The sequence below is a fragment of the Evansella vedderi genome, from assembly GCF_030813435.1.
Taxonomy (GTDB): domain Bacteria; phylum Bacillota; class Bacilli; order Bacillales; family Salisediminibacteriaceae; genus Evansella; species Evansella vedderi.
This window is the reverse complement of record NZ_JAUSUG010000029.1, coordinates 47,057-62,099: the sequence shown is the minus strand read 5'-3', so window position 1 is coordinate 62,099 and position 15,043 is coordinate 47,057. Positions and strand designations below refer to the sequence as shown.

The 15,043-nt window shown below is 39.0% G+C and carries 16 protein-coding genes; 3 read left to right on the top strand and 13 right to left on the bottom strand.

Translation table 11 applies throughout. The features are described from left to right. Positions 1-113: 113 nt before the first annotated feature. Positions 114-461, bottom strand: coding sequence for a hypothetical protein (locus tag J2S74_RS24455; RefSeq protein ID WP_307331453.1), 348 nt, complete (start codon positions 459-461; stop codon positions 114-116). A gap of 228 nt (positions 462-689) precedes the next feature. Between J2S74_RS24455 and J2S74_RS24450 the strand changes: the two genes are divergently transcribed. Both J2S74_RS24450 and J2S74_RS24445 read left to right on the top strand, forming a co-directional pair. Further along, on the top strand, positions 690-941 hold the full coding sequence (locus tag J2S74_RS24450; RefSeq protein ID WP_307331449.1) for an AbrB/MazE/SpoVT family DNA-binding domain-containing protein: 252 nt from the start codon (positions 690-692) through the stop codon (positions 939-941). Further along, positions 941-1,339, top strand: coding sequence for a type II toxin-antitoxin system death-on-curing family toxin (locus J2S74_RS24445; RefSeq protein ID WP_307331446.1), 399 nt, complete (start codon positions 941-943; stop codon positions 1,337-1,339). The genes J2S74_RS24450 and J2S74_RS24445 overlap by 1 nt, the downstream gene beginning before the upstream one ends. A 426-nt stretch (positions 1,340-1,765) precedes the next feature. Here J2S74_RS24445 and J2S74_RS24440 read toward each other — a convergent pair whose 3' ends face one another. From J2S74_RS24440 to J2S74_RS24390, 11 genes are all read right to left on the bottom strand, one after another. Next, the gene (locus J2S74_RS24440) at positions 1,766-2,950 is read right to left on the bottom strand and encodes an MFS transporter (protein ID WP_307331443.1); all 1,185 of its coding nucleotides are present in this window, start codon (positions 2,948-2,950) and stop codon (positions 1,766-1,768) included. A 689-nt stretch (positions 2,951-3,639) separates the two neighbouring features. Then, complete coding sequence (locus tag J2S74_RS24435; protein WP_307331440.1) at positions 3,640-4,710, bottom strand: hypothetical protein; 1,071 nt, start codon at positions 4,708-4,710, stop codon at positions 3,640-3,642. A 270-nt stretch (positions 4,711-4,980) separates the two neighbouring features. Continuing rightward, complete coding sequence (locus tag J2S74_RS24430; RefSeq protein WP_307331437.1) at positions 4,981-5,850, bottom strand: PHP domain-containing protein; 870 nt, start codon at positions 5,848-5,850, stop codon at positions 4,981-4,983. Between the two features lie 2 nt (positions 5,851-5,852). Next, the gene (gene nadE, locus J2S74_RS24425) at positions 5,853-6,680 is read right to left on the bottom strand and encodes an NAD(+) synthase (protein WP_307331435.1); all 828 of its coding nucleotides are present in this window, start codon (positions 6,678-6,680) and stop codon (positions 5,853-5,855) included. After that, positions 6,673-6,999, bottom strand: coding sequence for a hypothetical protein (locus tag J2S74_RS24420; RefSeq protein ID WP_307331432.1), 327 nt, complete (start codon positions 6,997-6,999; stop codon positions 6,673-6,675). The genes nadE and J2S74_RS24420 overlap by 8 nt, the downstream gene beginning before the upstream one ends. Positions 7,000-7,551: 552 nt before the next feature. Beyond that, the gene (gene tlp / locus J2S74_RS24415; protein ID WP_307331430.1) at positions 7,552-7,779 is read right to left on the bottom strand and encodes a small acid-soluble spore protein Tlp; all 228 of its coding nucleotides are present in this window, start codon (positions 7,777-7,779) and stop codon (positions 7,552-7,554) included. A gap of 69 nt (positions 7,780-7,848) precedes the next feature. Further along, positions 7,849-8,286, bottom strand: coding sequence for an acyl-CoA thioesterase (locus J2S74_RS24410; RefSeq protein WP_307331428.1), 438 nt, complete (start codon positions 8,284-8,286; stop codon positions 7,849-7,851). After that, complete coding sequence (locus J2S74_RS24405; protein ID WP_307331427.1) at positions 8,286-10,628, bottom strand: AAA family ATPase; 2,343 nt, start codon at positions 10,626-10,628, stop codon at positions 8,286-8,288. Before J2S74_RS24405 ends, J2S74_RS24410 begins: the two co-directional genes overlap by 1 nt. A 93-nt stretch (positions 10,629-10,721) precedes the next feature. Continuing rightward, a complete protein-coding gene (locus tag J2S74_RS24400; RefSeq protein ID WP_307331425.1) occupies positions 10,722-10,940 on the bottom strand; it encodes a hypothetical protein in 219 nt (72 codons plus the stop codon). 93 nt (positions 10,941-11,033) lie between these two features. Then, the gene (locus tag J2S74_RS24395; protein ID WP_307331423.1) at positions 11,034-11,957 is read right to left on the bottom strand and encodes a DMT family transporter; all 924 of its coding nucleotides are present in this window, start codon (positions 11,955-11,957) and stop codon (positions 11,034-11,036) included. 235 nt (positions 11,958-12,192) lie between these two features. Next, positions 12,193-13,479, bottom strand: a complete 1,287-nt coding sequence (locus J2S74_RS24390) for a LysM peptidoglycan-binding domain-containing protein (RefSeq protein ID WP_307331421.1) — start codon at positions 13,477-13,479, stop codon at positions 12,193-12,195. 303 nt (positions 13,480-13,782) lie between these two features. Between J2S74_RS24390 and J2S74_RS24385 the strand changes: the two genes are divergently transcribed. Continuing rightward, positions 13,783-14,496: a TVP38/TMEM64 family protein gene (locus J2S74_RS24385; protein WP_307331417.1), complete on the top strand. Its 714-nt coding sequence runs from the start codon at positions 13,783-13,785 to the stop codon at positions 14,494-14,496. Positions 14,497-14,522: 26 nt separating this feature from the next. On the opposite strand, the gene J2S74_RS24380 is transcribed toward J2S74_RS24385, so the two are convergent. Continuing rightward, complete coding sequence (locus J2S74_RS24380) at positions 14,523-15,023, bottom strand: VanZ family protein (protein ID WP_307331415.1); 501 nt, start codon at positions 15,021-15,023, stop codon at positions 14,523-14,525. Positions 15,024-15,043: the final 20 nt, after the last annotated feature.

Genomic DNA, 15,043 nt, shown 5'->3' with positions numbered 1-15,043 from the left:
CCAATCCTCCGTTGTAAAGTTGAAGTTTTGTCTTAAACTTCCTGCTTTTCACGCTGAATGCGCTTATAGCAGCACTTGTCGCGCGCTTCCGTTAGTAGAAGAAGGAAACATTTTTAATCTGCTTCATATTCCCCACCCCATGGAGTGAAATCGTATCCTAGAACCTTTTTATTATAGGAAACAGAAACCCAAGCTAGTGATGGAAGCTTTATTTCGTCCGAATTACTTGCTTCTGGATAACCAATATAAACAGCCCATTTATTCTTTTTATCTATCCTATCGCTTTGAATAAACCATAATTCGTCTGATGGTATGTTTAAATTGTTCTCTTGTGCATTTGTTTTTGCAAATTCAAGTGCAATAGTAATTGCTTCATCTTCTGATAGATTATTTATAGAACAACCTACAATAAATAATAAACATATAGCAATAATTGATGAGAACAATTTAAATGATTTCATTCCTCTTTCTCCTCCTCTAAAAAAACTTATTTCACTAATAAACCTCTCTTCAGTTTAACATTGTTTCCAATTTGCAGGGAATAAAAAACGAGCTGCATTATTACAGCCCACAATTTCACTAACGCACTCCCGATAGCTTAACATCTTTAAAATATAAACAGCTAATTTCATTTCTTGTATCAAACCATGTTATAATTGTTATAACGATTATAATGGAGGTGTAATAAATTGGACCAATTCGAAAGAAAAGTAACTAAGATTGGAAATAGCTTCGGAATAACTCTTCCTGCTGAACTACTGAGAGAAGTTGGATTATCTCAAGGGGATGACGTACAAGTTGAAGTTAAAGATGGGAAAATCGTTTTACGGAAAAAGGAACAGATAAACCTTCCTGAAGGTGTTGATGCCGAATTCATGGATATCCTTAATGATGTCATTAAAGAACATGATAAAGCTTTTAAAGGGTTAGTGAACAGATAATGGACGAAATCATTTATTTAACAACAAATCAGGTGATCGCAATCAATACGATTCAAATCCGCTTGTATTCGCCAAATGAACCTTTAGGTGTGAAAGATCCAGGTCTCTTAGATTCAGCCATTAATCGACCTAAACAATCTGTATTTGGAAGAGATGCATACCCTTCTGTCTATGAAAAAGCAGCTGCACTTTTTGAATCATTGGCGAAGAATCGTGCCTTTCATAATGCAAATAAACGTACAGCACTTGCTTCTTTAATTGTTTTCTTGAAAATTAACCATTATAGGTGGACAATGGGAATTGAAGAAGAACAAGACTTTACAGTTGATGTGGTAAATCATAAATACACATTTGAACAAATTGTTTCAACAATAGAAATTCATACGGAAAGACTGTAAATCCATTCTCATTTTTTATTTGAGAATGGATTTTTACTGTTAAAGAAAATCTACCCAATAGTTTAAGTACCTTTTTTCACAAAGTCTGTATATTCCTTTCTTATATTTTAACATAAATATCCAACAAACCTTGAATATCGTTAATAATGTAGAAGTTTATTAGATTTTAACTCAATAAATAACAACATATTAACAACTGTTTTAACACGCGCTTTGCGAGTAGTACAAAAATGATTGTATGCCTGTGATTTTTTATGCCAAAAGAGTTTCTAAAGTAGATATTAAAATAGCAACTTTTGCTTACAAAAGCTGATAAAACAACGAAAAAAGAGGTGCGAATTAGTATGATAATTACACCCCTAAAAGCTAAGTTATTTCGTGTTTTCTCCCTATCAATCGAACCCGTTAGTTGTCCCAGCCTGTTTTTTAATTAGACGTTTCCTTTAGTTTCTCCATTTCGTTTTTTCCATCTTCGCTTCTAAAGTAAGAGATTCGGTAAAGGATAGATCCTCCTAGTCCTACTGCTGCTAGGCCGGCCATCACTACATACAAGGTGCGCAGATCAAAGGCACTCATGATCTGTCCACCTATAATGGACCCAATTACCCCTGATATTCCGAAAAACACAGATATATATAATAAATGTCCCGTCGACTCTAACTCATCAGGTACTAGTCTTGTAACAAACTGAAAGGCCGTTAAGTAAAGTATTGCAAAGCATATTCCATGTAAAACTTGAATATACAAGACAAATGTTGGATCAGGAACAAAGGACATCAATACCCACCTTATGAAATAAAGAAACGCAGCAATATTAATAAGGGTCAATGGATGGAAACTCCTTAACCAATAAAAACTGAGGGCAAATACGACAGCTTCTGTAACTACACCAATAAACCACGACATACCAATATACGACTCGTTACCACCTAGCTCAACGATATACAAGCCTAAAAAAGAATCGTTCATTCGATGAGTTAATCCGATTGCCATAACCATTAGTAAAAAGGTCATTAATTTCGGAGATTTTAATAACTTTAATGCATTCGTTAATTGTACTGGTTTCTTAGCCGGCTCTCCATCAGGGGCTAACAAACAAAAAATCAATGCCATAGATAAAAAGAAGGCAAACAAATAATAAATATTCGTAATTCCAATATGAGATAATATAAAGCCTCCAGCTAAAGATGCCAAAGCAAATCCTAATGACCCCCACAACCGAATACTTCCGAAGGAAACACCATACTTAACAGATACCTTTTGAGAAAGACTATCACCCAGTCCCCCTGCTGGTGCTGCAAAGGAAAATAATAAATACATCATTGGAATTAATAGGAGGTACTCTGTTAATTGGAACAAGATAAAACCTAAGGCCAAAGTGCCGGAGATACAGATGATCAATACCCTTTTTACTGTTTTCCATTTATCACTCATGAACCCCCAAAAGGGCTGGGCAATAATCGCCGCTGCAGGCCCAACTGCCAATAGGACTCCAATCTGAGAGCCAGTTAACCCCATCACCTGTAAATAAACAGGCAAATAACTCACAATAATCGTCATGGAAGAATGGAAGAAAAACAACATGCCTTTTAATTTCCATATTGAATTCATTTAAAACCTCACGCTTTCCAAGAGTTCCCTGCAAAGTGAGAAAACGAGAAAAGACCCTGAAAGGTCTTATTAATATTAGGTACAATTATGTATATTAGATTCATAAAAATAACTCGTTTTTTCATTTCACATGAACTTTTTATATTTTTGGCTTTGTTAAACTTTGATGTTTATTTTTGCTTCAGATACTCCAATTACGCCTAAAGGCAGCCCACGTCCTGCGTCTGCGATTACTCGACGCAAACTATTCGAGGAAGCGTCTCAGGTCCCGCTTGTGGGCAACGGCGTAATGTCGCCATCCTGGCTCCGCGCGGGCAACGCTTCAGCCTCCTCGTCCCTGCGGGGTCTTCAGCTGCTCCTGCGATTACTCGTCGCAAGAAAAGAATTGTTGCTTTTCCCGCAGGAGTCTCGTATCTTCCGCTCAAATCAACAGTGTTATAAAATCAACTTTAACCTTTAACAGAGCTATATTTTTAACAATCTAGATTCCGATAGGTAGCTACAAACAATAGAGGTATTATATCATGAATTGGTATCCATAAGTTAAAAGAATGACCTAATGAGATGCAATTTCATTAGGTCATTTCATGGCAATTTCTCGCAATCAAGGAAGGAATAAAACACCAGTTAGGTTACATGAAGCCACTGAAAAAGGGTGTTTTTTCCTTTTTCAGTGGCCAAGGTTATATTTAGTTGTTTTTCAACTTGTCAATTAGGGTATCTTTTAAACTATCTAGCTTTTCCTCATTAAAGGTAATGGTCAAGATATTATGAATGAGCTGCTCCAATTCATGGACGCGGTTTAAATGCTTCGTTCCTGTTTTCATGACAGCCTTATATTCTTGGTCTATCTTATTTAACACTTCCATGTTATCCTCTTCGACCCTTTCGTCGATACAACGTTCGAACATATCTACCACTGTATCACTGTCACGGTCAGGATCGATAACGTGAGGGGCTGTTCCATCAATGATGGCAAAGGATAGGGCTGGAATAACGACCATGTCTAAACTATCAGGGTCTAAGGCACAGGAAAAGTAATCTACCGAAAGTTGATGCTTTTCCGCCTCTGCCACAATTTTACGCATCAGTGTTGATTTCCCACTACCGGATCGGCCCTTTATAATAATCCGTTTTGATAATCCTTCTGTAATGTCATTGATATAATTAATCGGTCCAAAGGCAGACGCTGCGCCAAAAAACAGTTCCCTTGTTTGTGGGTTAGCATCCTTTGACTCTAAGGAAGAGAATAAATGGGAGATGATCTCTTCTGCTGCTTTATCTGCCTCGTTAAAATCCATTCCCGATAAATAAATTTCTTCCTTTTTCTCATGAATGGACTTCCCCTTGGCAAAGCACTGATAGGCCAACCGTTGTTGAACATTTACTTCGTCAATTAAATGTCTAATTTGCGGTACCTCTTCAACATGATAAGAATCCTTTAAACAGTCGTTTAAATCAAAAACATTCGATACAAGTCCTCGATATCTGCTTAATGGGAGTAACGGATCATTATCAGATAATAAAAGTATATTTTTTCCTTTTAATAATATACCGTCAATCGTTTTTCCATCATTGGGATGAACAAAGATATCTATATCTTCTACTTCTATTAATGTATCAGCAGCAGCAGATAATACCTCTCCTCTGTTGTACATACTGCCCCCTGTAACAACCCACAAGTCATAATCATTCCAAAATTGGTTGGCTAAATGATAAAAGCCTTTACTTGTATGTCCATTAATAAAATACGTTTGCACGTTATTATCCCTCCTTTTAACTTCACTTTATGGTATTCCGAAACGCCCAAATTTGTGAAAGCAGGGCAAATGTACAAACAAAAAAACTTCTTAGAACCTAACAATCTAAGAAGTTTTTAATTTTTATGTAAGGCTATTTTGTTATAGATTATTACTATTTGATAAACAACTCGAAGCTTATTCGAGAAGTAAACGCTCGTCGCTGGAGTCGCCGCCTTTCACTCCTCCGAGCTATCTAAAAATACAAAACTATATCAAAAAGAGCTTTTTTTAAATTTTATTTACCGCATGAAGTAATTTTTCCGCATGTTCGAAGGGGAGTGTGGTTGTTCCGATCGATTCCCCTGTTCTCCCGAAGGATTCGTGATGGAAGTCAGACCCCCCCGTTAGATAAACTTGACGTCCCCTTTCCCTTTCGGCCTTTTTTGCAATGGTTAAAAAGCGTTCCACAGCTTCAACATCATGATCACGGTGATACACTTCCACACCATCGAGATCCTCTTCCAATAACCATTGATAAATGTCATCGTCTAAAGTATACAAGATAGGATGGGCAACAATGGCAATACCTCCTGCTTGGTGGATTAACTGTATAGCTTCCTGGGGAGTCATTTCCTTTTCCTTCTCCACATAGCATGGCTGGCCTTCTTTAAAATAAAGGTCAAAGGCTTCCTTTACATTGGAAACGTACCCACGATTAACCAATGCTTGAGCAATATGTGGTCTTGAAAGAGTATCCCCCTTTGCTAGTACCTTTACTTCTTGAAAATCTATTTGTAATCCCAGTTCATGGCACTTTTCAATCATTTTTTCCATTCGTTTCACCCTCATATGCTGGTGAAAGGAAATGGTGTCTTGGAGAATAGAATTAGAAGGTTCAATGCCGTATCCTAATATATCCACATGGGTATTTTTGAATCTTGTAGAAAGTTCGATTCCAGTGATAAATTGCATTCCATTTGCCTCAGCTACTTCTTTAGCAGACTTTACTCCCATTGTGGTGTCATGATCTGTTAGGGAAACTATCTCAAGACCTGCTTGAACACATTTTTTCATTAAATCCTCAGGGGAGTATCCTCCATCAGATGCAGTGGAATGCATATGTAAATCCGCTAACCTCCCGTTAGGTTTAAATTGCATCCTCAACGCCACCACCGATCGTATAATGTTACTGGTAACTGCCGCTTATGCTCAGTTTTGAGGTAATGCCCTTCAATTGTCTTTCTAGCTGAATCCTCCATTTCCTTACCTTCTAAATAGTCGTCAATTTGCTCATAAGTTACCCCTAATGCAACCTCATCAGGAAGGCCTGGCCGGTTATCCTCTAAATCAGCTGTTGGTACTTTTTCATAAATACCTTCCTCTGCCCCAAGTTCCTTTAGTAGTGCTTTCCCTTGACGTTTATTTAAACCAAATAATGGCGTAATGTCGCATGCCCCATCACCAAATTTGGTAAAAAAACCGGTTACAGCTTCCGCAGCATGATCTGTTCCAACTACTAAACAACCGTAATGGGCACCAACATCATATTGCGCCTTCATTCGTTCACGGGCTTTCGTGTTTCCTTTTACAAAATCAGATAATTCCTCCCCAATTGATTTCTGGAACTGGTTAAAGGAAGCATCTACTGCATTTTTTATATTATATGTAATACGGTGGTATGGTTGAATAAAGTCTAATGCCTTTTGGGCATCCTCTTCATCCCCTTGAACTCCATATGGTAGGCGCATGGCATAAAAGGTATATTTGTCTGTACCTTCCTCCTTATTTAATTCTTCCATAGCTAATTGAATAAGTCTGCCAGCCAAAGAGGAGTCTTGTCCCCCAGATATTCCTAAAACATATCCATTTAACCCAGACTTTTTTAAGTAATCCTTTAGGAGTTGTATTCTTGAACGAATTTCTTCCTTTGGATCAATGGACGGTTTAACACGTAATGCTTTAATAATTTCCTGTTGTAATTCACTCATTGACCTTCATCCCTTTCCTGCGATTTTCTAATTTTTCTAACTGATCATACAGGCCTTCTTCCATCAATATTTCCCTTTGTCTGTCCCCGAGAAGATCAAAATGTGGGAAGTCCTCTCGATCATGGATCCATTCTCCTTTTAAGCCATATTGTTTCCCCCACTGGACTAATTTCTCCCTATTAGAACAGGCTGCCTTTGTTACGGTATGGTATTGAGGAAATCTATCATCCAACCAAAAATGAGTGAGGAAAGCTACCTCACCTTCCCTTGCTTTTTTCTTCCATTGTAATAATTCACTTCTCTTTACTCCAAAAGCCATACATGGTCCCCTTCCCCTTCTATTATAACAACGAACAGCAACAAAAGTTCAACTGTTAACAATCCAATTGTCAGATTATGTAACAAGGTTTTTATATAAACCAATCTCTACTAAATAATAGGCTTTTTTCACAACAATTACTTTTTAATAACTCGAAGGAGTGAAGGCGGCGACTCCAGCGACGAGCGTTTACTTCTCGAATAAACTTCGAGTTGTCTCGACGTATACTTCTACAGCGCGATGCTAGAAGAGGAAGAGACAGGAACCCGAGGAGGCTGAGGCGTTGCCCGCGGGAGCCAGGATGGCGACATTACGCCGTTGCCCACAAGCGGAGCCTGAGACGCTTCCTCGAGTAGTTTGCGACGAGCATACGAAGTAGCGCAGGAGCAGGACGTGGGCTGCTCTTAGGCGTAATTGGTCCGCCTGTAACGAATTCGAGCAATATTATCTTATTTGATCCCAATAACAACTACCTTTTAATAACAGACTAATAAAAACAAGAGCCCATTTGTATGAAAATGCGCTCTTGTAGATTGAACAAAGATCGGTTAATTAAATTCTACCATTTTCTCGATCTGATTTCTCATCAGCAATCTCCGCTTTAAAGCTTTCAATACTTTCGTGACGGCGTTGATTTTTTTCTTGAATGGCTTGTTTCTCTGCAGCTGAAAGGTCCTCTTTGTGCATCGTTTCTTCTGCTGCTTCGATATTTTCCTTTGTGTTCTCTACCATCTTTTGTAGTCTTTCCACATTATTTTTACGGTTATCTGGCTTTGCCATTGTTTATCCCCCCCCTTAAATACAATTTTCACAAAAATAGTTTGTACGAGTTGGGGTTATATATACCTATTATTCCACCGGTTGATGGCTGTCTTTTTTATTTTTTTCATATGCATCATGTACATCTGGAAATTGCTTTTTAAGTGAAACAGGGCGGAAGGAATCCTTTTTCACACAAACGTGCTCACTTGTCCCTGTTAAACATTGCTTTCCATCTTCATTGATTATTTCATAGCCATAAGTGATCCGAAGTCCGTTATATTCTTCAATCCAGGACCTTACGGTCACTGTATCTCCATATTTTGCAGGATAGTGATAATTCATATTCACATTTGTTACTGGAACGAGGATCCCCATTTTTTCTAAGGAGGCATACTGGTATCCTAAATCCTCAAAAAGTTTCGTTCTGCCAATTTCACACCATACTAAATAGTTAGAATGGTAGACAACCCCCATTTGATCTGTTTCTGCATAGCGTACGGCAATTTTCTCTGTAGAGATAAGCATTAATTTCTCTCCCCTTCTATCAATATAGAAAAGTCTTCCCTCACTAATTTCGTTAAGTCCGAGACATTTCCCTGTTTTTCTGAAACAATGCGATAAGCTTGCTGCTGAATGGCTTCTTCTACCATGTCCCTCATGGCTCTTCCGTTACCAGAAGGTGGCGACGCTTTTAATGTTTCATATAGTTCCTTTTTTATAGCTCCATCCAAAGAATAACCAAGTTTTTTTACATAAAAAACAAGAATTTCGATGAGCTCCTCTGCAGTGTAATCTTGGAAGGCTATTGTTTTCTTAAATCGACTGGATAGGCCTGGGTTACTCTCCATTAACAACTCCATGGGTTGGGAATAGCCCGCTAAAATAACAACAAGATTCTCATTATGCTTTGTCATTTCCTCCACAAGGGTGTCAATAGCCTCTTTCCCAAAGTCCTGTTCCCCCTTGGCAAGGAGAGAATAGGCCTCATCAATGAACAACACACCCCCTAGGGCTTCTTTAATTTTCTTTTTCGTTTTCATTGCCGTTTGGCCTACATAGCCGGCAACGAGGTCGCTCCTTCCAGAAATAACCATATGTCCCCGCTTTAATAATCCAAGCTCACACAAAATATCTCCATATATCTTCGCAACCGTTGTTTTTCCAGTACCAGGAGGACCTGAAAAAATAGCATGGAGTTGAATGGGAACGACGGGTAAGCCACTATCTTTTCGCATTTGCTGCACCTTCACAAAAGAGGTTAGCTTCCTCACCTGATCCTTCACTTCTGTCAATCCAATTAATTCGTTTAATTGTTCATCCCCTGATTTATCATTTTTCTTTCGGTCCCTCGGCTCAAAAGCTTCTTCATCTAATAGGATAAAGTTTTCTTTCCTGTAATCCTTTGTCTTCGCTACCTCGGAACCCTTTTTAAAAATGGCTTCCTGGATAATGTTTTTTACTGCCCTGGCATTTCCAAAGCTATCATCCACCTTTTCTTGCTCCAGTCTGTATCTCAAGGCGGTTAGAGCAGACTCTGTTAATGAAAAATCATTTTCAAGGGCAGTCTGTTCCCCAATTTCCACTAGCTCATCTAAGGAATAGTCCGGAAGATGGATGTGATTGTGTTCTGGGAAGCGGCTTCGAAGGCCTGGATTACTCCATAAGAAAGTTCGCATTTCTTCTGGATATCCAGCAAGTATGACAGCAAACTTCCCTGCATACTCCTCGTTGGTCATGGCCGCAACTAATGTGTCGATGGCAGCTTGTCCATAATCATTGCCTGTTGTATCTGCTCGCTTTAAGCTGTAGGCCTCATCAATAAATAGGACACCTCCAACAGCTTCTTTTATCACATTCATTGTTTTTTCTTCCGTTTGGCCCACATAAGCACCCACAAGTTGAGATCGATCTACTTCCAATACTTTTTCCTTTGGTAAAACACCTAATTCATGATAGATTCTTGCAAGCTGTCTAGCAAGCTCCGTTTTTCCCGTACCAGGATTCCCAGTTAAAATCATATTTAATGATGGATCACTTTGTAATTGGTAGCCCTTCTTACGACGTTCCTCTTGATAGCGTAAATAATGATAGTATTGTTCAATTTTATTTTTTACTTCCGTCAAACCTACCATGGACTGAAGTTTCTTTAATGCGCTTACTTCTTCCTCTTGACCGAAGACCTCTAACCAGTTGGCCCACTGGGAGGAGAGGTGATTTAATTCCCTTAAAGATTCCTGGTAGGACTCTAGTTTTTCACGGGAAGAGTAGATACCGGAAATCGTTGCTTCATATTGCTCCGCTAGTACAAGGGTTTTCTTTAGCTGCTCGTATGAGTTTTGTAATATTTCTTTCCCTTGATCAGCCTGGTCTAGTTTAGATCGCTCATCTACTATATGAGCTGCATGTTCATATTCCTTTAATTGTTTTAAAAGGGTTTCCGTACGTTGGAGAGCATCAGTAATTATTCCTTTAATTCGTTGAATTGTTTTCTTTTTTCCTTGGGAATGGTCCGTCTCCCTTATCTTCGGAATATCCTCTATAAGGAATCTCTGATTCAATAAGGTTGAATGGATATGAATAACCACTTTAGATACATAACGGTCATCCGGAGATAGTTCTAGTGCCTCCCCCAACCTTTCTTCTATTTTCCCATCCAATTCACCAATTCGATGGAACCGTGCCACCGCGGCCATGGCCAATAAGCGTGCACGATTTATATGGTATTCAGTCAATGTTTTTGATGACGCTTCTTCTAGTTGGGTTAACAAGCGAACGACTACTGCTTCATTTATTTTATGAAAAGCCATGTTTTGTTGCTTATCTATTTGCTGTTGAAGAGATTCTGCCTTTTTCTTTTCCTGCTCCATAAGCTTCCCTCACTTCCTTCTGCTATTGTATCAAAGGAAAGGGAGAAATGAGAAATAAGAAAGGCCAACGAGTTCTGCGTTTCCCCCCGTTGGCTATAATCTCAATGTCTTAATATAATAATTAATTTCCTCAAGATACTGGTTTTTATTCTTTACTTGCAAGTCACTTTTCTTTTCTAATGCATCATAAATCATCTGTAATTCTTCTTTTAGACCATCCACTCGAAACCCCTGTTCAATATAGTTTTTCACACGCTTATAATACGCCTCTAACTCTTTGTCAGAGAGTTTCTCATAGTTTTGTGATAGCATGAATACCTCGCCCCCTACACTTATGGAAATGCTTTGTTGTAGTGTATTCGCACAGGTTGTCTCCTGTGTCTTCATGACCGAGAATGAGAAAAATTATTTTTCAACTGCTAAGACAGGGGCCTTCTTCCTAAGCCTTGCCCCCGTTCCTATAGTAACACCAGTAAGTACTAAGACAGCACCTACAATATGAACCGGCAATATAGGTTCTCCTAACAATAAAACAGCTAGAATAACTGCAGATAAAGGCATTAAATTTATAAAAATAGATGCTTTCGCGGCACCAATGGTACGAATACCTTGATAGTACATGATAAAACTTACAACGGAAACGATCACACTCATATGTAGGATAGACATCCATGTTAAAGGAGTTGCTTCCACATACTGACTCCAGCTGCCTTCAGCTACAGCAAAGGGAAACAGCATGATTGTTCCGAATACAACTGCATAGGTAGTACTAACTAAAGGACTAAATCGTTGTAATGCAACCTTTCCTAAAACGCTGTACAGTGCCCAGCATATTACAGCGATTAGTAAAACAAGGTCAATGGGTGATAACCCTGCTAGGATAACGGCCATAAAGTTTCCTTCGGTGATAATAACAGTAGCCCCCGTTAACGCCAAAATTAACCCGATAATATTTCTTGATGTGATTTTTTCCTTAAGGAAAAGGGCTGATAATAAAATAATGAGTACAGGATTAGAGGCAATAAATAAGGAACTCTTTACAATGGGTGCTTCTTTTGTTGCAATAAAAAAGCAAATATTGTATAAGGCAATTCCAGTTAACCCCAAGGATGCGAGAAGAAGCCACTCTTTTCCTTTCGGCTTCACTCGGTTAGGTTCCAGCCACCACATAAGAGGCAGGAGAATAATTGCCGCAAATAGGAAACGTAAAAAAGCAACAGTGATAGGGTCAAAATCTCTAGTAGCAAAGTTTCCGGCAATAAATGCACTTCCCCAGCTGCTAGTTGCTAATGCTAAAATAACATAAACGAACCATGGTCTGTTTTTCATAAGTGATTCCACCTTAGTGTACGAAAAAAATTTGAAATGTTTAGATATACGAAATATTACTAGAAAATTGGTGATTTCGCTAGTGTTATATTTCGTATTTGTAATCTTTCTCGAAATAACTAATGTGTGAAATAGATTTCGTGAACTCCTCAACGTTTTTAGTGCACCAACTCCCCCTTGCTGCTCCAGTTTCGGGCACTAAAAAACAGCACCCTCCATGGGTGCTGCCACCTAACTAAAACTTTTTAATATCAAATTGATCGGCAAGCAATGTCCAGTTTTGGGAGAATGGTAATCCAAGCTTCCAATAACTGATACCCCTTAAACCTAATTCTTTGATCAAATCAAACTTTGCTTGAATACTCCGCGCATCTTCAAACCATACAACATGCTCCGCCCCCTCGTCGTCTACATACTCAAAAAATGGTGCCTGTGCTTCCGTATCGTATTGAATAGGAACATCTTGCTGATAGGCTAATTGAACAGCTCTATTTGGACTTAATGCAGCAGCAAATTCCCCACCAGGAACATACGGCAATGTCCAATCATACCCATAGAGGTTTTGCCCCATCATAATTTTGTCCGCTGGCATCTCTGTGAGAGCATACTCAATAACTTCCCTTACAGGGCCGATTGGTGAAACGGCCATTGGAGGTCCACCACTATACCCCCATTCGTAAGTCATCAGCACCACGAAGTCCACAATCTCCCCATGGGCCCGATAGTCATGTGCCTCGTACCACTGACCTGGTTGATCTGCACGGGTCTTTGGCGCAAGGGCCGTTGATACAAGTAACCCTTCCGGCCTTAAACGGTTAACCGCTTTCCTTAGGAATTGATTATACCGCTCTCGGTCCTCTACTCGTAAGTATTCAAAATCAAAATGGACGTCCTGATATCCTACTCTTCTTACTTCTTCAATGATGTTATTTAGTAAGGTGTCCTGTGCCGTTTCGTTTGTCAAAACTGCAGCACCAACTTCTGCACTAAATGCACCCTCTTCTAAATTGGTAATAACCATCATTAATCCAGCGTTGTTTGCCTGTGCGATGGATGGAAAATCATTTAAAGGTGGGGCTGATAATGTTCCATCCCTATTTAACTCGTAACTAAATGGGGCTAAGTATGTTAAATAAGGCGCTCTGGAACGTGCCGATTCAATTAAATTTTCAGATACCGTGCCCCCTAATGGTTCAATATAAGCATTTACTTCGATTTCTGTTTTTGGCCGAGGTGGTATATAAAGTCTTAAACCTACATTTAGAGGCGTCTCTAATGGAATTTGATTTACTTCAGCAAGCCTTTGTGCAGGTATTCCGAACCGTTGACCAATACTATAAAGACTATCCCCAGGTTGAACCCAATAAAATGAACCTACAATAGGAATCACAAGACTCTGACCAATCACCAAATTATTAGGATCTACAATTTCATTGGCATCAATAATATCCTCCATTGAAACAGAGTACGCTTGAGAAATCCCATACAAACTTTGTCCCTCTTGTACAACATGGATTTGCATACGGTACACTCCCTTTTTAACACGTTCATCATTGTAGTCTACGTGCTAGATGAATGTCCCGTGAACAGTTTCCAAAAATTAATAGTATTTCCCTTTTAGAACAAACATTGGCTGTTTAGCAAAAGCTTGGAGAAGCGCAAGGCGGCGGGCGACTCCAGTGTTACCCGGGGGAACCACAGGACGGTGACATTACGCCGTTGCCCACAAGGTCGACCTGAGACGCTTCCTCGAGTAGTTTGCGTCGAGTAATCCCAGACGCAGGACGAGGGATAGGATTACCTGTTACCTTAATGTCACTTTTTGTTGTATAATCGTATGGAGCAGATAACTATATTAAAGGAGAAAATTATGTCCCGTAAATTATCCGTTTTTTTTCTTGGAGTTGTCATCGTAACTTTTCTATTCTTTTACCATGAACCGCTGCTTCATTGGATACAAAATGCGGACCGGAGCTTTGTTTGGGTTACAGCCATTATTGCTACATTGATGTCCTTATTTCCTGTTATTCCTTACCCGATAGTAGGAAGTGTCATTGGTGCTGCATATGGACCAGCCCTCGGATCATTAGTCATTTGGATTGGGTCTACTTTGGCTTCGATCATCTTCTTTGCCATGATTCGGTATGGTGGCTTTCATGAATGGGGAACGAAAATCTTATTAAAATACACTGTCACAAAAAAAGTAACACTGTTATTTGAACGCAATGCCTTTATGAGCATTACTGTATTACGGATGATTCCAGTCATTCCATCCATTTTAATCAATGCCTATGCTGCATTAAGCAGAGTCTCATTCGTATCCTATTCTATCGCTTCTGGATTAGGAAAAATCCCTGCCATGACACTATTCGCCTTGATTGGACATACGATTGTTACCAATCCAATAGAGCTCATTTATATGGGGATTATATACGGTATTTTTATTTCTATTGTTTATGTAGGATACCGAATTTGGACAAAGCGGATGTACAGTGAGCTGGCTTCTGCTTCCACAACGAAAAAAGAGGGTGTGTCATAAAGTCTAAATGACTTTAGCCACACCCTTTATTTTTTCTTAAACCTTTCACTCCATCGCATTAGGCGATAGGCAATTACCCCGATTAATGCCCCAGTTGTATTAAGTATAACATCATCAATGTTCGCTACCCTATAAGTAAAGACAAATTGATTAATTTCAATTGCAATGGATAGACACATGGCTGCAACCACAACGGGAAACATTCTAACAGGCTTATCATTTGTCTTCCAACGCTCCACAAAAAGAGGTAATAGAAATCCAAAAGGAATAAATAATAGCACATTTCCAACTAAAATCCGAAAAGGGTCTACCCAGCTTGGGCTATAAACTGCAATTCGATAAATACTAAAAAAAGGATCCAAATTATAATTTCTTCCTCCAGGTCCCACTGGGCCTAAGGAAGCTCCATAATTCCATGCAAACAGTGTTATGTAAAAAAGAACAATTAAATAAATGAATAACAGCCAAGAAGCAAAAGGGTATAAAGACCTACTTTTCTTTTTTTCCCCGATATTTGTTTTGGTCAAAATCACGACACCTCAAATCA